15 protein-coding genes and 4 tRNA genes are annotated in these 18182 nt (G+C 70.4%); 12 read left to right on the forward strand and 7 right to left on the reverse strand.

From position 1 onward, the window contains the following. Positions 1-597 precede the first annotated feature (597 nt). The gene (gene purF, locus AB0D48_RS01915; protein WP_362389699.1) at positions 598-2115 is read left to right on the forward strand and encodes an amidophosphoribosyltransferase; all 1518 of its coding nucleotides are present in this window, start codon (positions 598-600) and stop codon (positions 2113-2115) included. A 100-nt stretch (positions 2116-2215) separates the two neighbouring features. Then, a complete protein-coding gene (gene purM / locus AB0D48_RS01920) occupies positions 2216-3286 on the forward strand; it encodes a phosphoribosylformylglycinamidine cyclo-ligase (protein ID WP_362389701.1) in 1071 nt (356 codons plus the stop codon). Between the two features lie 79 nt (positions 3287-3365). Here purM and AB0D48_RS01925 read toward each other — a convergent pair whose 3' ends face one another. After that, on the reverse strand, positions 3366-3629 hold the full coding sequence (locus AB0D48_RS01925; RefSeq protein ID WP_362389703.1) for a DUF3073 domain-containing protein: 264 nt from the start codon (positions 3627-3629) through the stop codon (positions 3366-3368). Positions 3630-3919: 290 nt separating this feature from the next. Then, entirely contained in the window at positions 3920-5014 is a 1095-nt protein-coding gene (locus AB0D48_RS01930; RefSeq protein WP_362389705.1) for a Glu/Leu/Phe/Val dehydrogenase dimerization domain-containing protein, read from the reverse strand. Positions 5015-5196: 182 nt separating this feature from the next. Here AB0D48_RS01930 and AB0D48_RS01935 point away from each other — a divergent pair, with 182 nt between their 5' ends. Both AB0D48_RS01935 and bldC read left to right on the forward strand, forming a co-directional pair. After that, on the forward strand, positions 5197-6051 hold the full coding sequence (locus AB0D48_RS01935) for a hypothetical protein (RefSeq protein ID WP_362389707.1): 855 nt from the start codon (positions 5197-5199) through the stop codon (positions 6049-6051). Positions 6052-6618: 567 nt separating this feature from the next. Further along, entirely contained in the window at positions 6619-6825 is a 207-nt protein-coding gene (gene bldC / locus AB0D48_RS01940; protein ID WP_003949541.1) for a developmental transcriptional regulator BldC, read from the forward strand. A 623-nt stretch (positions 6826-7448) separates the two neighbouring features. Here the strand turns inward: bldC and AB0D48_RS01945 are convergent. Both AB0D48_RS01945 and hrpA read right to left on the reverse strand, forming a co-directional pair. After that, positions 7449-7522 (reverse strand) — tRNA-Asp (locus tag AB0D48_RS01945). A 69-nt stretch (positions 7523-7591) separates the two neighbouring features. Next, the gene (gene hrpA / locus AB0D48_RS01950) at positions 7592-11527 is read right to left on the reverse strand and encodes an ATP-dependent RNA helicase HrpA (protein ID WP_362389709.1); all 3936 of its coding nucleotides are present in this window, start codon (positions 11525-11527) and stop codon (positions 7592-7594) included. 172 nt (positions 11528-11699) lie between these two features. On the opposite strand from hrpA, the gene AB0D48_RS01955 reads away from it, so the two are divergent. From AB0D48_RS01955 to AB0D48_RS01965, 3 genes are read left to right on the forward strand one after another with little or no spacing between them, the layout of a single operon-like run. Beyond that, on the forward strand, positions 11700-12062 hold the full coding sequence (locus AB0D48_RS01955; protein ID WP_362389711.1) for a hypothetical protein: 363 nt from the start codon (positions 11700-11702) through the stop codon (positions 12060-12062). 59 nt (positions 12063-12121) lie between these two features. Then, positions 12122-12832, forward strand: a complete 711-nt coding sequence (locus AB0D48_RS01960) for a thioredoxin domain-containing protein (protein WP_362389713.1) — start codon at positions 12122-12124, stop codon at positions 12830-12832. Next, the gene (locus tag AB0D48_RS01965) at positions 12829-13668 is read left to right on the forward strand and encodes a cytochrome c biogenesis CcdA family protein (protein WP_362389715.1); all 840 of its coding nucleotides are present in this window, start codon (positions 12829-12831) and stop codon (positions 13666-13668) included. Before AB0D48_RS01960 ends, AB0D48_RS01965 begins: the two co-directional genes overlap by 4 nt. 38 nt (positions 13669-13706) lie before the next feature. Here AB0D48_RS01965 and AB0D48_RS01970 read toward each other — a convergent pair. From AB0D48_RS01970 to AB0D48_RS01980, 3 genes are all read right to left on the reverse strand, one after another. Next, positions 13707-13783, reverse strand: a tRNA-Phe gene (locus AB0D48_RS01970). A 22-nt stretch (positions 13784-13805) separates the two neighbouring features. Beyond that, positions 13806-13879 (reverse strand) — tRNA-Asp (locus tag AB0D48_RS01975). Between the two features lie 39 nt (positions 13880-13918). Next, positions 13919-13991, reverse strand: a tRNA-Glu gene (locus tag AB0D48_RS01980). 127 nt (positions 13992-14118) lie between these two features. Here AB0D48_RS01980 and AB0D48_RS01985 point away from each other — a divergent pair. From AB0D48_RS01985 to AB0D48_RS02005, 5 genes are all read left to right on the forward strand, one after another. Beyond that, complete coding sequence (locus AB0D48_RS01985) at positions 14119-14469, forward strand: metallopeptidase family protein (RefSeq protein ID WP_030012899.1); 351 nt, start codon at positions 14119-14121, stop codon at positions 14467-14469. Further along, entirely contained in the window at positions 14466-14945 is a 480-nt protein-coding gene (locus AB0D48_RS01990; RefSeq protein ID WP_362389717.1) for a CrcB family protein, read from the forward strand. The genes AB0D48_RS01985 and AB0D48_RS01990 overlap by 4 nt, the downstream gene beginning before the upstream one ends. After that, positions 14942-15316 (forward strand): CrcB family protein, encoded by a 375-nt coding sequence (locus AB0D48_RS01995; protein WP_362389719.1) that lies wholly within the window; start codon positions 14942-14944, stop codon positions 15314-15316. The genes AB0D48_RS01990 and AB0D48_RS01995 overlap by 4 nt, the downstream gene beginning before the upstream one ends. Before the next feature lie 86 nt (positions 15317-15402). After that, a complete protein-coding gene (locus AB0D48_RS02000; RefSeq protein ID WP_362389721.1) occupies positions 15403-15987 on the forward strand; it encodes a hypothetical protein in 585 nt (194 codons plus the stop codon). A gap of 257 nt (positions 15988-16244) precedes the next feature. After that, positions 16245-18182 (forward strand): DEAD/DEAH box helicase (locus AB0D48_RS02005; RefSeq protein ID WP_362389723.1); only part of this gene is annotated, 1938 nt, incomplete at its 3' end.

Below are 18182 nucleotides of genomic sequence, written 5' to 3' on the forward strand. Positions count from 1 at the left end.
GCCCCCCGTCGCCGTACCGGTGCACGTGCACACGGGCGATCCCGTCCGGGCTCCACACCGCCCGCTCGACGCGCGAGCGCGGCCGCGCGCCGCCCGGAACTCGCGCTCCGCGGCCCCCGCGCGCCGGTCCTCGGCGGCCTCGGCAGGCCCGTGCCCAGCCCGCCGCCGCGGCGGCGGCGGGCACTCCGACGGCGCCGCCGAAGGCACGCCGGGACAGCCCGTTGTCGTACGAAAACACAGGTACTCCAGGGCACGGCCCGCCCACCCGCTCCCGGCGGGAAGCGGGACGTGCGCGGCGCGACAGGGCAGGGCCGGGCGGAGCTGAAATGGGGAAAGGAGAGAAAGAGTTGCGGCTACGCGGAACAGCGGCAGATGTCGCTCGCGACACGGACCAGGTCTTCGCGCCGGCGCGCGACAAGGGTGACGGATCGGTCACCGAGAGGCTGCACGGGGCGAGAGCCCGCACGAATGTTCTTGTAGCTGTCGACAAGGTGATCCGAATACCGAGAGGGGGCCGTTCGGTCACCCTCTGTGCTGTGAGATTTCCCGGCCGTCCCCAATTCGGACCAGTGGTCGATCTCGCCTACACTCGGAAGCGTGCCTCGTGGTGATGGACGACTCAACCACGACCTGCTCCCCGGCGAAAAGGGCCCCCAGGACGCTTGCGGCGTCTTCGGTGTCTGGGCTCCGGGTGAAGAGGTCGCCAAGCTCACCTACTTCGGACTGTATGCATTGCAGCACCGCGGACAAGAGTCCGCGGGCATCGCTGTGAGCAACGGTTCCCAGATCCTCGTCTTCAAGGACATGGGCCTCGTATCCCAAGTCTTCGACGAAACCTCTCTCGGCTCGCTCCAAGGTCATATCGCGGTCGGTCACGCCCGCTACTCGACCACCGGAGCCTCCGTCTGGGAGAACGCGCAGCCCACTTTCCGCGCGACCGCCCACGGCTCCATTGCCCTGGGTCACAACGGCAACCTGGTGAACACCGCCGAGCTCGCCGAGATGGTCGCCGACCTCCCCCGTCAGGACGGCCGTGCCACGCAAGTGGCCGCCACCAACGACACCGACCTGGTCACCGCCCTGCTGGCAGGCCAGACGGACGACGAGGGCAAGCCCCTGACCATCGAGGAGTCGGCCGCCAAGGTCCTCCCGCAGGTCAAGGGCGCCTTCTCCCTGGTCTTCATGGACGAGGGGACCCTCTACACCGCCCGTGACCCGCAGGGCATCCGCCCGCTGGTCCTCGGCCGCCTGGAGCGCGGCTGGGTGGTCGCGAGCGAGACCGCCGCCCTCGACATCTGCGGCGCCAGCTTCGTCCGCGAGGTCGAGCCGGGCGAGCTCATCGCGATCGACGAGAACGGCCTGCGGACCTCCCGGTTCGCGGAAGCGAAGCCCAAGGGCTGTGTCTTCGAGTACGTCTACCTGGCGCGCCCGGACACCGACATCGCCGGCCGGAACGTCTACCTCTCGCGTGTCGAGATGGGCCGGCGCCTTGCCAAGGAAGCCCCGGTCGACGCCGATCTGGTGATAGCGACGCCGGAGTCCGGCACGCCCGCCGCCGTCGGATACGCCGAGGCCAGCGGGATTCCGTACGGTTCCGGCCTGGTCAAGAACGCCTACGTCGGCCGGACCTTCATCCAGCCCTCGCAGACGATCCGCCAGCTCGGCATCCGGCTGAAGCTCAACCCCCTCAAGGAAGTCATCCGGGGCAAGCGCCTGGTGGTCGTCGACGACTCGATCGTCCGCGGCAACACCCAGCGCGCCCTGGTCAAAATGCTCCGCGAGGCCGGCGCGGCGGAGGTCCACATCCGGATCTCCTCGCCGCCGGTGAAGTGGCCGTGCTTCTTCGGCATCGACTTCGCCACCCGGGCCGAGCTCATCGCCAACGGCATGACGGTCGACGAGATCGCCACGTCGCTCGGCGCGGACTCGCTCTCGTACATCTCGCTCGACGCGATGATCGAGGCGACCACCATCCAGAAGCCCAACCTCTGCCGTGCCTGCTTCGACGGCGAGTACCCCATGGAGCTGCCCGACCCGCAGCTCCTGGGCAAGCAGCTGCTGGAGACCGAGCTGGCCGGCGGCACCGACGCCGCCGACGCCCTCCGCCGGCCGTAACGGCCCGCACCTCCCGCTCAACCTGCGCCGGGCCCCTTCTTTCAGGCTTTTCCGGGGGCCCGGCACCACAGCAGTAACGACACGAAAGCTCTCTCCTGTCATGACAGAGAAGACCACCGGTGCCAGCTACGCAGCCGCAGGCGTGGACATCGAAGCGGGAGACCGCGCCGTCGAGCTGATGAAGGAGTGGGTGAAGAAGACGCAGCGCCCCGAGGTCCTCGGCGGCCTCGGCGGCTTCGCCGGCCTCTTCGACGCCTCCGCCCTCAAGCGCTACGAGCGCCCGCTGCTCGCCTCCGCCACCGACGGAGTCGGCACGAAGGTGGACATCGCCCGTCAGCTGGGCGTGTACGACACCATCGGCCACGACCTGGTCGCGATGGTCATGGACGACATCGTCGTCTGCGGCGCCGAGCCGCTCTTCATGACCGACTACATCTGCGTCGGCAAGGTGCATCCCGAGCGTGTCGCGGCGATCGTCAAGGGCATCGCCGAGGGCTGCGTCCTCGCCGGCTGCGCCCTGGTCGGCGGCGAGACCGCCGAGCACCCGGGCCTGCTGGGCCCGGACGACTTCGACGTGGCGGGCGCCGGCACCGGCGTCGTCGAGTACGACCGCCTGCTCGGCGCGGATCGCATCCGTACGGGTGACGCCGTCATCGCGATGGCGTCGTCCGGTCTTCACTCGAACGGGTACTCACTGGTCCGGCACGTCCTCTTCGACCGGGCCGGGATGTCCCTGGAGCGGGAGATCGCCGAGCTCGGCCGCACCCTCGGCGAGGAGCTCCTGGAGCCCACCAAGATCTACTCGCTGGACTGCATGGCACTCACCCGTACGGCCGAGGTGCACGCGTACTCGCACATCACCGGCGGAGGCCTCGCGGCGAACCTGGCCCGGGTCATCCCGGACCACCTGCACGCCACGGTCGACCGTGCCACCTGGACGCCCGGCGCGATCTTCGACCTGGTCGGCAAGGCCGGTCAGGTGGAGCAGCTGGAGCTGGAGAAGACCCTGAACATGGGCGTCGGCATGATGGCCGTGGTCCCGCAGGAGTCGGTGGACGTTGCCCTGACCGCGCTCGCCGACCGGGGTGTCGACGCGTGGGTCGCGGGAGAGATCCTGGACCGCGGCGACCGTACCGAGGGTGCGACCCTCACCGGTTCCTACGCGAGCTGAGCAGCACTGAAACCCGGCCCGGGGCGATGCCCTGGACCGGGTTTCAGTCTTTGACCTGTCGTGCAGACGCTTCTGAGCGTCAAGCGCCGCGACGCTGTGCCGACGGACCGGACTCCTCGTCCTCGTCGTCGTCATCGCTGTTGTACAGCTCCGCGTACCGAGCGTACGGGTCGTCGTCGTCATCCAGCTCGTCATCGACTTCGACCGGCTCGCTGACAGGCAGCGGTTCCGTGGTCGATGCGCCCAGCTCGTTGGCCAGACGCGACAAGTCAGTCCCGCCGCTGCTGTACTTCAGCTGGCGGGCGACCTTGGTCTGCTTGGCCTTTGCCCGGCCGCGCCCCATGGCTCGACCCCCTCGGTGACGGGGCTCGACGGCCCCAGAGTCTGACACGCGTTCATGGTTCGGAGCGGGCTCTCCGTGGAGAGACCGTCCGTAGGGGTTTAACGGTACCTGCTTCCGCGGCCGTACGGTACGCCGCCCGCATGACGCGCCCCGGTGCAGAACCAACAAGGCGCCCCGTCCTAGCTGGTCAGCTGCGATTTTAACCCTTTCCTGGCGGGCGACCCGCCGAAGTGCAGTGAGTTCCGTCTCGCCGCACCCCGGCGGGCGCACCCGGGAGCCCCCGGGAAGGACTAGACGGCGCGTGCGGCGCGGGCGTCCGCCATCCGCTGCTCGGCGATCCGGTCGGCCGCGGCGGCCGGCGGAATGCCGTCCGCCTTCGCACGTGCGAATATGGCCAGCGTGGTGTCGAAGATCTTCGCCGCCTGGGCCTTGCAGCGGTCGAAGTCGAAGCCGCGCAGCTCGTCGGCGACCTGGATGACCCCGCCCGCGTTGACCACGTAGTCGGGCGCGTAGAGGATCCCGCGGTCCGAGAGGTCCTTCTCGATGCCCGGGTGGGCGAGCTGGTTGTTCGCCGCACCGCAGACGACCTTGGCGGTCAGGACCGGCACCGAGTCGTCGTTCAGGGCGCCGCCCAGCGCGCAGGGGGCGTAGATGTCCAGGCCCTCGACGCGGATCAGCGCGTCCGTGTCGGCGACCGCGGTGACCTTGCCCGGGTGCTTGTCGAGGATCCGGCGTACGGACTCTTCCCGCACATCCGTGATCACGACCTCGGCGCCGTCCTCCAGCAGGTGCTCGACCAGGTAGTGGCCGACCTTGCCCACGCCCGCCACGGCGACCTTGCGGCCGCGCAGGGTCGGGTCGCCCCACAGGTGCTGGGCGCTGGCGCGCATGCCCTGGAAGACACCGAAGGCGGTGAGCACCGAGGAGTCGCCGGCGCCGCCGTTCTCCGGGGAGCGGCCGGTCGCCCAGCGGGTCTCGCGGGCCACGACGTCCATGTCGGCCACGTAGGTGCCGACGTCGCAGGCCGTCACGTAGCGGCCGCCGAGGGACTCCACGAACCGGCCGTAGGCCAGCAGCAGTTCCTCCGACTTGAGGACGTCCGGGTCACCGATGATCACGGCCTTGCCGCCACCGAGGTCGAGACCGGCGAGGGCGTTCTTGTACGACATGCCGCGCGAGAGGTTGAGCGCGTCCATGACGGCCTCCTCGTCGGAGGCGTACGCGTGGAAGCGCGTACCGCCGAGGGCGGGGCCCAGAGCGGTGGAGTGGATCGCGATGACGGCCTTGAGGCCTGTGGCTCGGTCCTGGCACAGCACGACTTGCTCGTGGCCACCCTGTTCCGTACGGAACAGGGTGTGCAGGACGCCGTCGGTCATTTCGGTCACGGTGGTGACTCCCATGGAAGAGATGCGGCGGAATGACGCCCCCCTGCGGGTGGGGGAGGGCGTGCTGGGAGCAGCGTAAGACCTCCGGGGCGCGCGTAGTCGACCTGTCCGTGGATCGGAACCCTCCCGGAGTAGGAAGGCCCCTCGGAGTACGCCGAGGCGGCGCGGGGGAGGAGGAGGGCGTGAGCGAAACCCCGGATCCCCTGCTGCCCTCCGCGCGCTCGGCGCCGACCGTCCCGTACGCCTCCTACCTGCGAGTCTACGAGCCCCTGGCGGCCTTTCCCGAGGAGGAGCGCACGCACTGGGCCGACTACGCCCGGCGCGGGACGGCTCCGACGGCCCAGGACGAACTGCGCCGCTCGCTCGCGGACTTGGTGCGGGTGCCCGTGGTGGGGGTGCCGGAACACGAGAGCGCGGACGCGTTCACGGCGGAGGTCGACGGAGTGCTGCTCGTCTGCCCGTGGCGCACCCGGCTCCGGGGCTGGCTGGCGCTCCAGGAGCTGGTCGAGTGGTTCCCGCTCCCGGTGCTCGACGCGGCGCTCCCGCCGGTGATGCGCAGGCGGGTGACCGAGGAGTACGAGCGCTGGCGCGAGCGGAACCCGGACGCGCGCCCCTGGATCCGTACGGGGGTGTGGCAGGTGCCCCTGCGCTGGTTCGTGCTCGTGTCCGACGAGGAGCGGGAATACGTGCCCGGCGAGCGGCTGCGCTACCGGACTCCGATGGTGCAGGCGCGGCGCCGCCTCGCCCGGGCCCTGCGGACCCTGCGCGAGGCGGAGGGGTACGGGATGCTCGCCGACGGCCTGGTGGAGGTCGGGAGCTGGCTGGAGGAGTTCCACCCGCGGTCGATGGTCGAACTGGACTACGGCGGCCTGCTGCACGCGCTGCCGGCCGACCGGCTCGCGGCGGACCGCTCGGCGGGGGAGCTGGCGGCGGGCATCGCGGCCTTGCGGGCGGGGGACGCGGCGGGGGCGGCCGAGGCGTACGGGGAGCTGGCGGAACGGTGGCGGGCGGTCCGGGAGAGACTGTTCGCGAATTAGTTCCCGACCGCCGAAACTGGCTCCGGCGGGCTCCGCGGTACCCGTACGGACCACCGCGTATCGTCCGAACGGTCATAAATGGCTGATCAGAGGCTTGATCATGGCATTCGGGACGTAGTTCCAGGACCTACGTCCCGATACGGGCCATTGGCCCAAGCGTGACGGACCGCACTAACCACACCCTTGCGCCCTTCCCCTACCCTCGTGCCAAAATAGGACAAGGAGTCCGGGGAGGGTTCCTTCCGCCCAACTAAGGGCGGAATGCTTGGCATTGCGCTCTACGGGGGGTCTGACGACTCCTGATCGCTCTGTGACTGATCGTCACAGTGGGGTGACTGTCCGTTATGGGACGGTCCATCGGCTTCCGCCGCTGATGAACACCTCGGAGGGCAATTCCGTCGGTTTGGCCCTTAGGGCTGGACGGATGGTGTAGTTGTAGTGCCGAGGACAAGCCGTTCGTCCTATAACCGACTCGGCCCGCGTATGTCCATTTCGGGCAACGCGGGCCAAGGTGCAGAATTTAGAGGAAAGAACCGAGATGGTTCGGTTCTCCCGAGGAGGCCGCTCATGACCGCTCGCACCCCTGATGCCGAGCCGCTGCTGACCCCGGCTGAGGTCGCCACGATGTTCCGCGTGGACCCGAAGACGGTCACCCGCTGGGCCAAGGCTGGCAAGCTCACGTCCATCCGCACCCTGGGTGGACACCGCCGTTACCGCGAGGCCGAGGTTCGCGCCCTGCTCGCGGGAATTCCGCAGCAGCGCAGCGAGGCCTGAGGTCGCGCAAACACCCCGCTTTAACGGGTCTATATCGGGTCCCCCAATCCGATGAAACCCACATAGCTTCATACGGCCGGACCTGCCCCAACAGGACCTCAGTCGTTTGATCGCGCTGGACTCCGCCGGGTCCAGCGCGATCTTTTTTATGCCCAGGTCAGGAGGGTATCGGCGGGGCGACGGCAGGCCCCCGAGGTGGGTGCCATTGCACATATTAAATCGAGCGCGCGTATGGGTGCGATAAAAGTGCATGTCTCAAAAACCCGTGCGGTGACTCCCGTCACAGATGATCACTCTTGTATTACAGGCAGTGCTCCCCGTAAGGGGGACGTGCTTCGTGCGCCGCCTCATGCGAACGGGGGAATCCCGGTGGCGGCGTAACGGGTGACCCGGCACGGCGACGGACAGCGTCGGACAGCGCCTCCGGGAAGACGGCCCGACGTCGGCGGATGCGGCACGCAAGCCACCAGAGGCCGCTGTGGCCGCCGGATGCGGGCGCGGCGGGGTTGAGGGGGCCCGGGGGCTCCCGTGGTCGTACGGGCCGCCCAAGGCGGCTCAGGGTGTTTCCCCGGCAACGCGTCAGGGCCCGTATCCCCTGGGGGATACGGGCCCTGACGTTTCTGCGAACCTGACGGGACTTGAACCCGCGACCTCCACCTTGACAGGGTGGCGAGCTAACCAACTGCTCCACAGGTCCTTGATTTGCGGCCGCTCGGCGGCTGCGAATCAGACTGTACCGCAGCTCAGGGGGTGCAGTCGAACCCGATCACCGGGCCGACGGCGGGGCCGCCGCGTCCACCGCCTTCACGATCCGCTTGTCGGAGACCGGATACGCCGTCCCGAGCGCGTGCGCGAAGTAGCTGACCCGCAGTTCCTCGATCATCCAGCGGATCTCGGTGACCGTCGCCGGCACCGGCCGCCCCTTCGGCAACTGCTCCAGCAGCCAGGCGTACTCGTCCTGCATCTCGTGGACCTTCTCCATGCGCGTGGTGTCGCGCTGGACGCCCGTGGGCATCTGCTGGAGCCGCCGGTCCACCGCCACCAGGTAGCGCATGAGGTCCGGCAGCCTCCGCAGTCCGGTCAGCGTCACGAAGCCGGCCGGCATGAGGGCCGCCAGCTGCGTCTTGACGTCCTGCAGGTTCGCCACCAGCGCGAGGCTGCTGGTGGCCTTCAGGCGGCGCTCACAGGCCTGCCAGGCGGCCAGCACCTGCTGCACCTGGCCGACCGTACGCACGGTCGTGTCCACCAGGTCGGCGCGGACCGCCTCGTAGAGCTTCCGGAAGCCCGCCTCGTCCCAGGCGGGGCCGCCGTGGTCCGCGATCAGCTTGTCGGCCGCCGCGGTGGCGCAGTCCTCGAACAGCGCCTGGATGGAGCCGTGCGGGTTCCTGGAGAGGGCCAGCTTCTGCTGGTTGGTCAGGTGGTCGGAGGCGAACTTCGCCGGATTCACCGGGATGTTCAGCAGGATGAGCCTGCGGGTGCCCAGCCGCATCGCCTGCTGCTGCTCGGCCTCGGTGTCGAAGAGCCGTACGGACACGGTCGTGCCCTCGTCCACCAGTGCCGGGTACGCCTTCACCGGCTGGCCGGCCCGGCGGGTCTCGAAGACCTTGGTCAGCGTGCCGATCGTCCAGTCGGTCAGCCCGGTGCGCTCCACCGATTCCCCGCCCGCCCGCTCGGCGGTGGCCGCGGCGGCCTTGGACAGGGCCTGGCGGGCCTTGGGCTTCAGGCGCAGCCGCAGGGCCTCCAGATCCTTGTCCTCGGCGAGGTTCTTGCGGCGCTCGTCGACGATCCGGAAGGTGATCTTCAGGTGGTCCGGGATCCGGGAGAGGTCGAAGTCCTCGGCGGAGACCGGAACGCCGACCATCCGCTGGAGCTCGCGCGCCAGCGTCACCGGCAGCGGCTCCTGGAGCGGGACGGCGGTGTCCAGGAAGCGGCCGGCGAAGTTCGGCGCGGGGACGTAGTGCCGGCGGATCGGCTTCGGGAGGGACCGGATCAGCTCCGTGACGACCTCTTCCCGCAGACCCGGGATCTGCCAGTCGAAGCCCTCGTCGGTGACCTGGTTCAGCACCTGGAGCGGGATGTGGACGGTCACGCCGTCCGCGTCCGCGCCCGGCTCGAACTGGTAGGTCACCCGGAACTTCAGCTGCCCCTGCCGCCAGGTATCCGGATAGTCGGCCTTGGTGACCCCGGCCGCCTTCTCGGTCAGCAGCATCTCGCGCTCGAAGTCGAGGAGTTCGGGCTCGTCGCGCTTCTTGTGCTTCCACCACGAGTCGAAGTGCGCCCCGGAGACGACGTGTTCGGGGATCCGCTGGTCGTAGAAGTCGAAGAGCGTCTCGTCGTCGACCACGATGTCGCGGCGCCGGGCCCGGTTCTCCAGCTCCTCCACCTCGGTGAGGAGCTTGCGGTTGTCGGCGTAGAACTTGTGGTGGGTCCGCCAGTCGCCCTCGACCAGCGCGTTGCGGATGAACAGCTCGCGCGAGACCTCGGCGTCGATCCGGCCGTAGTTGATCTTCCGCTGGGCCACGATGGGTACGCCGTACAGCGTGACCTTCTCGTACGCCATCACGGCCGCCTGGTCCTTCTCCCAGTGCGGCTCGCTGTACGTGCGCTTGATCAGGTGCTGCGCGAGCGGCTCCACCCACTCGGGCTCCACCTTGGCGTTGACCCGGGCCCACAGCCGCGAGGTCTCCACCAGCTCCGCCGACATCAGGAACTTCGGCTGCTTCTTGAAGAGCGCCGAGCCCGGGAAGACAGCGAACTTGGCGCCGCGGGCGCCGAGGTACTCGTTCTTGTCGGTGTCCTTCAGACCGATGTGCGAGAGCAGACCTGCCAGCAGGGAGATGTGGACGTGCTGCTCGGGGGCGTCGGCCTCGTTGACGTGGATGCCCATGGTCTTGGCGACCGTACGCAGCTGCGAGTAGATGTCCTGCCACTCGCGGATCCGCAGGAAGTTCAGGTACTCCTGCTTGCACATCCGGCGGAAGGAGGACGAGCCGCGCTCCTTCTGCTGCTCGCGCACGTAGCGCCACATGTTCAGGAAGGAGAGGAAGTCGCTGGTCTCGTCCTTGAACCGGGCATGGTTCTGGTCGGCCTGGGTCTGCTTGTCCGAGGGCCGCTCGCGCGGGTCCTGGATGGACAGGGCCGCCGCGATGACCATGACCTCGCGCACGCAGTTGTTCTTGTCGGCCTCGACGACCATCCGGGCGAGACGCGGGTCCACGGGGAGCTGCGAGAGCTGGCGTCCCATCTGCGTGAGCCGCTTCTTCGGGTCCTTCTCCGTCGGATCCAGGGCCCCGAGCTCCTGGAGCAGCTGCACGCCGTCGCGAATGTTGCGGTGGTCCGGCGGGTCGATGAAGGGGAACTTCTCGATCTCGCCGAGGCCGGCCGCGGTCATCTGGAGGATGACGGAGGCCAGGTTGGTGCGGAGGATCTCGGCGTCCGTGAACTCCGGACGGCCGTTGAAGTCGTCCTCGGAGTAGAGCCGGATGCAGATGCCGTCGCTGGTACGGCCGCAGCGGCCCTTGCGCTGGTTGGCGCTCGCCTGCGAGATCCGCTCGATGGGCAGCCGCTGCACCTTGGTGCGGTGGCTGTAGCGGGAGATCCGGGCGGTGCCCGGGTCGATCACGTACTTGATGCCCGGGACGGTGAGGGAGGTCTCGGCGACGTTCGTCGCGAGGACGATGCGGCGGCCGGTGTGCTGCTGGAAGACGCGGTGCTGCTCGGCGTGCGAGAGCCGCGCGTAGAGGGGGAGCACCTCCGTGAAGCGAAGGTTCCGTTTGTTCAGCGCGTCCGCCGTGTCGCGGATCTCGCGCTCGCCGGAGAGGAAGACCAGGATGTCGCCGGCACCCTCGGACTGGAGTTCGTCCACGGCCTCGCAGATCGCGGTGATCTGGTCGCGGTCGCTGTCGTCCCCCTCCTCTTCGAGCAGGGGCCGGTAACGGACCTCCACCGGATACGTCCGTCCGCTGACCTCGACGATCGGCGCGTCCCCGAAGTGCCGGGAGAACCGCTCCGGGTCGATGGTCGCCGAGGTGATGACCACCTTGAGGTCGGGGCGCTTCGGCAGCAGCGTCGCGAGGTAGCCGAGCAGGAAGTCGATGTTCAGGGACCGCTCGTGGGCCTCGTCGATGATGATCGTGTCGTACGCGCGCAGCTCGCGGTCCGTCTGGATCTCGGCGAGCAGGATGCCGTCGGTCATCAGCTTCACGAAGGTCGCGTCCTGGTCCACCTGGTCGGTGAAGCGGACCTTCCAGCCGACCGTCTGGCCGATCTCGGACTTCAGCTCCTCGGCGATGCGCTCCGCGACCGTGCGGGCGGCGATCCGGCGGGGCTGGGTGTGCCCGATCATGCCCCGGACGCCGCGGCCCAGCTCCATGCAGATCTTGGGGATCTGCGTGGTCTTGCCGGAGCCGGTCTCGCCCGCGACGATCACGACCTGGTGGTCGCGTATCGCCTCGGCGATCTCGTCCTTCTTCTGGCTGACGGGCAGGTTCTCGGGATACGTGACCTCCGGCATCCGCGAGGCGCGGCCGGCCAGTCGCGCGGCAGCCTTCTCGGCCTCCGCGGCGATCTCGTCGAGCACGGCCTGCTTGGCCTCGGGCTTGCGGATGCGGCGGGCGCCCTCGAGGCGGCGGCCGAGGCGGTGCGCATCGCGGAGGGAGATCTCACCGAGAAGCGTCTGCAGGGCGGCGAAGGAAGTAGACATACCTGGTCGAGGATCTCACCCGGGGGCGCCGGGTGGCGAACGCATTTGTGAGGCGGACCCGTACCATTTCGGGACGACTCCCCCACTATCCGAGCAGTACCCGAGTGAGAGGCCGCCCACGTTGTACCGCCCCCGCCGCCTCTGCCGATGGCACTGCGCCGCTCTGGCGGTCGTGGCCGGCCTGGCCGCGGTGATCTGCGCGGTGATCCCGGCCGTGGCCGGCTTCACCACGGGCGGCTCCGCCACGGCCGGCTCGGCCGGGGTGAGGGTGGCCGCGGTGGCCCCGGACTCCGCCGATCGGCACGTGGCCGCGGTCGCCGAGGGGGGCGGCCCGGCGTGCGCGCCCGTGGCTCCCGATCACGGCGGTACCCCCGCCGTCCCGACCCGGGCCGGGGGCGAGCACGCGCAGGTCCCGCCGGCGCGGCTGTGCCCAGCGGCGGCCCGGCCGTACGGGACGACGTCCGTACGGGTCCTCGTACGCGGGCCCGACCGGTCGGCGCCCGGCCCGGTGGAGCTCTCCGTGATGCGGGTCTAGGAGGACCGGTTCGCCCCGCCGGTCCGCCTCACCCCGCATCAACTGGAGAACGCACCCGTATGTCTTCCCCCTCCCGCAAGCCCCTCCTCATCTCCGCCGGGGTCGCGGTCGCCGCGATCACCCTCGGTGTCGCCTCCTGGCAGGCCACCGCCCCCGCCGACAAGCCCTCCGGCGGTTCCGCGGCCTCCCCCGCTCCCCGTACCGATCCCGCCGCCGGGCTGAAGGCACTGGCCCGCCGCGAGGCCGGCGACAAGCTCGCCGTCGGGAGCGCCGACGCCCCCGTCGTACTGATCGAGTACTCCGACTTCAAGTGCGGCTACTGCGGCAAGTTCGCCCGGGACACCGAGCCGGAGCTGATCAAGCGGTACGTGCACGACGGCACCCTGCGCATCGAGTGGCGCAACTTCCCGATCTTCGGCGCCGACTCCGAGGCCGCCGCCAAGGCCGCCTGGGCGGCCGGGCAGCAGGACCGGTTCCGGCAGTTCCACGAAGCCGCGTACGCCGACGGCGCCAAGGAGAAGGGCTTCGGCGAGGCCCGCCTGCTGGAGCTGGCCCAGCAGGCCGGCGTCCCCGACCTGGAGCGCTTCAAGAAGGACATGGCCGGGGAGCAGGCCGCCGCGGCCCTGCAGAAGGACCAGGACGAGGGCTACCGCATCGGCGTCGCCTCCACCCCGTCCTTCCTGGTCAACGGGCGGCCGATCGCCGGCGCCCAGCCGATCGGCGCCTTCACCGCCGCCATCACCCAGGCCCGGGCGGCGGCGGGGAAGTGACCGACATCGGATACCTGGCCGCCCTGCTGGGCGGCCTCCTCGCGCTGCTCAGCCCGTGCAGCGCCCTGCTGTTGCCCGCCTTCTTCGCGTACTCCGTCGACTCCGCGTCCCGGCTGCTGGCGCGGACCGGGATCTTCTACGCCGGCCTCGCGAGCACCCTCGTACCGCTGGGGGCGGCCGGCTCGTACGCCGGCCGGTTCTTCCACGGCAACCGGGACGCGCTGGTCCTCGCGGGCGGCTGGCTGATCATCGCGCTCGGGCTCGCCCAGATCCTCGGCCTGGGCTTCGCCTCGAAGCGCGCCTCGGAGCTGTCGGGCACGATCCGGCCCACGACCGCCCTGTCGGTCTACGCCCTCGGCGCGGTCTACGGCCTGGCCGGCTTCTGCGCCGGCCCGATCCTGGGCAGCGTCCTGACGGTGGCGGCGGTCAGCGGCAGCCCGGTCTACGGCGGCCTGCTGCTGGCGGTGTACGCGCTGGGGATGGCCGTACCGCTGTTCGTGCTGGCCCTGCTGTGGGAGCGGTTCGACCTCGGCAGGCGTCGCTGGCTGCGCGGCCGGGCCTTCCGGGTGGGCCGCTTGGAGCTGCACACCACGTCGCTGCTGTCAGGGCTGTTCTTCGTCGTCCTGGGCGCGATGTTCCTGGCCTTCGACGGGACGAGCGCGCTGCCCGGGCTGCTGGACGTGGACGACTCGTTCGCGGTGGAGCAGCGCGTCCGGTCCCTGGCGAACGCGGTCCCGGACCGGGCGCTGCTCGGGCTGGTCGTGGCGGGGGCGGCGGCCGTCGGACTGGTGCAGGGGCGCAAGAAGACCCGGGCGGCGGTCACCGAGGAGGAGTAACCACAGAAGGCCCCGTCCGATGGACGGGGCCTTCTTGATGGTGGCTGGGGCCGGGGTCGAACCGGCGACCTATCGCTTTTCAGGCGATCGCTCGTACCAACTGAGCTACCCAGCCACGAAACCGTTTCCGGCTTCAGCGATCCTGACGGGACTTGAACCCGCGACCTCCACCTTGACAGGGTGGCGAGCTAACCAACTGCTCCACAGGACCTTGCAGTGTGCGAGACCAAGTCTTGCACACGGTAATGCGTACCCCCAACGGGATTCGAACCCGTGCTACCGCCTTGAAAGGGCGGCGTCCTGGGCCACTAGACGATGAGGGCTAAAGGCCCGCCTGGGCGCTTTCCAGCGCGTCGGGGACGTGAGAAGCATATGGGATCCGGGGAGCTATCGCCAAAACGGTTTCCCCGCCCAAGCCGGAGGCGCCCCCGCCGGAGGGACAATGGCCCGGTGCTGGAGATGACGCGCGAGGAGTTCGAAGAGCTCGTCGCAGAGGCCCTGGACCGGATCCCGCCGGAGCTGACGCGGCTGATGGACAACGTGGCGGTGTTCGTGGAGGACGAGCCGCCCGCCGACGACCCCGAGCTGCTCGGTCTGTACGAGGGGACCCCGCTGACGGACCGCGGCGAGTGGTACGCCGGGGTGCTGCCGGACCGGATCACGATCTACCGGAACCCCACGTTGCGGATGTGCGAGGACCGGGAGAGCGTGGTCGCGGAGACGGAGGTCACCGTGGTGCACGAGATCGCCCACCACTTCGGGATCGACGACGAGCGCCTGCACGCGCTGGGCTACGGGTGACCCGGCCGGTCCCCGGCGGCGAGGCGATCGACCCGGACGTCGACCTGCACGTCCCGGCGCAGGCCGCCGAGCCCCAGGGGCGGGTGCTCGCGGCGGTGGCGGCGGGCGGGGCGCTCGGCTCCTCGGCACGGTACGGGATCTCCCTGCTGTGGCCGGCCGGGCCCGCGGCCTTCCCGTGGGCGACGCTCTGGATCAACACGGCCGGCTGCGCGCTGATCGGCGTACTGATGGTGCTGATCAGCGAGGGCGGCCGGCCGGCACCGCATCCGCTGGTGCGGCCCTTCGCCGGGGTCGGGATCCTCGGCGGCTTCACCACCTTCTCGACCTACGCGCTGGACTTCTCGCGGCTCCTGGACGAAGGGGAGGCGGGCACCGCGCTGGCCTACGCCGGGCTCACGGTGGTCGCGGCGCTCGGCGCGGTGTGGGCGGCGGCCTCGGTGACCCGGTGGGCGCTGGCGCGGCCGGGGCGCGGGTGAACTGGCTGCTCGTGGTCGCGGGCGCGGTCGTGGGCGCGCCGCTGCGGTACCTGACGGACCGTGCGGTGCAGGCGCGCCACGACTCGGTGTTCCCCTGGGGCACCTTCGTGGTCAACGCGGCCGCCTGCCTGATGCTGGGGTCGCTGACCGGCGCGCTGCTGGCCGGGGCCGCCTCCTCGCGGGTGCAGCTGCTGCTGGGGACGGGGCTGTGCGGGGCGCTGAGCACGTATTCGACGTTCTCGTACGAGACGCTACGGCTGGCCGAGCTCGGCCGGCGGTTCCTCGCGGCGGCGAACGTGGCGGCTTCGGTGCTGGTCGGGTTGGGCTCGGTACACCTCGGGTCGCAGGTGGCGGAGCAGCTGTTCGGCTGAGGGCGTGTCTCTTACGGGGCAAAGGGAGTTGGGCACATTGACCCGCTCATGCGGACCGCTCCCCCTCAGGCTCCGGAGGTACCCCCGTGCGCCAGTTGTCCGCTTCCCTCCGACTCGCCGTCACCGCGCTCGCGGTCGCGGCGACGGCCGGCTGCATGAGCGTCGGCGACGACGCGGCGAAGCCCGGGGCCTCCTCCTCGGCGGACCGCAAGGGCGGCGCCGCCGCGGGCGCGGGATCCACGGCCGGCAGGGGTTCCGGGGTCCACGGCAACGGGCACGGCACGAAGGACGGTACGGGGAGCCAGGACGGCAAGCCCAAGGAGGACGGCAAGGCCTCCGGCGCGACCGGGGGCTCGCCGAGCCCGGGGGCGTCGGGCGCGAAGCCGGGTGTGCCCTCGCCGTCGGCGGGACCGGGCGGCGGGGCGGGCGGCCAGGGCCCGCAGCAGCCCTCCGGGGGCGGGTCGGGCGGCTCGGGAGGCTCGGGCTCCGGCGGATCGGGGGGCCCGGGCGGTTCGGGAGGCTCCGGCGGCTCCGGTGGTTCGGGCGGCGGCCAGCCGTCGGCCAGTCCGGTGCCGGACCCGCCGGCCACGACGCCCCCTGTGACGGAACCCACGTTGCCGCCGGCGAGTCCGCAGCCCGACCCGAGCACCCAGACCGGAGCGGGGTCCTAGCGCCGTCACCCGCTGCACCCGCCGCCGGGCTCGCGTCGTTTCCGCAGGTCAGGGCTGTTGTGGTCAAGGTGATTTGCCAGACCCGGGGGAGGGTGCGTATGGTTATAGATCGTTTGATCCCATTGCCCGGCGCCGAATCCGAAGAGCGCCGTGTGGCGCGTACTCTCCCTAGCCGTGGCTGACCGCATTGAGGCGGTCGATTTGCGATTCACGGAGTTTGGGCGCGTGCCGAGACTCCGGAAGGTTTCGCATTTCGCATGTCCATTTCCAGTTCTGACCGTGCCGTCATGCCCGAGAACGACTCCAACGAGATCGTCGACGCCGTAGAGACCCTCGTGGTCGACGAGGCGATCGAGGCCTTCGAGGCCGACGTGACGACCGACGAGGCCGACGAGTCCACCGACTCCGTCGAGGACTCCACCACCGACTTCGACGACGACGCCGACGCTGACGCTGACGCGGAGCCCACGATCACCTTCGGCGACCTCGGTCTGCCCGAGGGCATCGTGCGCAAGCTCGCCCAGAACGGCGTCACCGCCCCCTTCCCGATCCAGGCCGCGACCATCCCGGACGCCCTGGCCGGCAAGGACATCCTCGGCCGTGGCCGCACCGGCTCCGGCAAGACCCTCTCCTTCGGTCTGCCGACCCTGGCCTCGCTGGCCGGCGGCCACACCGAGAAGAAGAAGCCCCGCGCGATCATCCTCACGCCGACCCGTGAGCTCGCGATGCAGGTCGCGGACGCCCTCCAGCCCTACGGCGACGTGCTCGGCCTGAAGATGAAGGTCGTCTGCGGCGGTACCTCCATGAGCAACCAGATCTTCGCTCTGGAGCGCGGTGTCGACGTCCTCGTCGCCACCCCGGGCCGTCTGCGCGACATCATCAACCGCGGCGCCTGCTCCCTGGCGAACGTCCAGGTCGCGGTCCTCGACGAGGCCGACCAGATGGCCGACCTGGGCTTCCTGCCCGAGGTCACCGAGCTGCTCGACCAGATCCCCGGCGGCGGCCAGCGCATGCTCTTCTCCGCCACCATGGAGAACGAGATCGGCACCCTGGTCAAGCGCTACCTGTCCAACCCCGTCACGCACGAGGTCGACAGCGCGCAGGGCAACGTCACGACCATGACGCACCACGTCCTCGTCGTGAAGCCGAAGGACAAGGCGCCGGTCACGGCCGCCATCGCCGCCCGCAAGGGCCGCACCATCATCTTCGTCCGCACCCAGCTGGGCGCCGACCGCATCGCCGAGCAGCTCGTCGAGTCCGGCGTGAAGGCCGACGCGCTGCACGGCGGCATGACGCAGGGCGCCCGTACCCGCGTCCTCGCAGACTTCAAGGACGGCTACGTCAACGCGCTCGTCGCCACCGACGTCGCCGCCCGCGGCATCCACGTCGACGGCATCGACCTGGTCCTGAACGTGGACCCGGCCGGTGACCACAAGGACTACCTGCACCGCTCCGGCCGTACTGCGCGAGCCGGCAAGTCCGGTGTCGTCGTCTCCCTGGCCCTGCCGCACCAGCGCCGCCAGATCTTCCGCCTGATGGAGGACGCGGGCGTCGACGCCTCGCGCCACATCGTCCAGGGCGCCGGCGCCTTCGAGCCGGAGGTCGCCGAGATCACCGGTGCGCGTTCGCTGACCGAGGTCCAGGCCGACTCCGCGAACAACGCCGCCAAGCAGGCCGAGCGCGAGGTCGCCGAGCTCACCAAGCAGCTGGAGCGCCTGTCGCGCCGTGCCGTCGAGCTGCGCGAGGAGGCCGACCGCCTGGTCGCCCGTTCCGCCCGTGAGCGTGGCGAGGACCCGGAGGCCGCTGTCGCCGAGGTGGCCGAGGCCGCCGAGGCCGAGGTCGCGGCTGCTGCCGCCGCCGCTGCCGCCGAACTGGCCGCGCAGGAGCGACGCGAGGAGCAGCGCGCCCAGCGCGACGACCGCGGCAACTTCGAGCGTCGCGACAACCGTGGTGGCGACCGCGACAACCGTGGCGGCGACCGCGGCGGCTTCCGCCGTGACGACCGCGGTGGCGACCGTGGTGGCCGTCCGTCGGGTGGCTTCAACCGTGACGACCGTGGTGGCGACCGTGGTGGCTTCCGCCGCGACGACCGTCCGTCCGGTGGCTTCCGCTCCGGTGGCGACCGTCCGTCCGGTGGTGGCTTCCGTCGCGACGACCGCCCCTCGGGTGGCTTCAACCGCGATGACCGTGGTGGC

The sequence above is a fragment of the Streptomyces sp. NPDC048269 genome (genome assembly GCF_040652395.1).
Classification (GTDB): domain Bacteria; phylum Actinomycetota; class Actinomycetes; order Streptomycetales; family Streptomycetaceae; genus Streptomyces.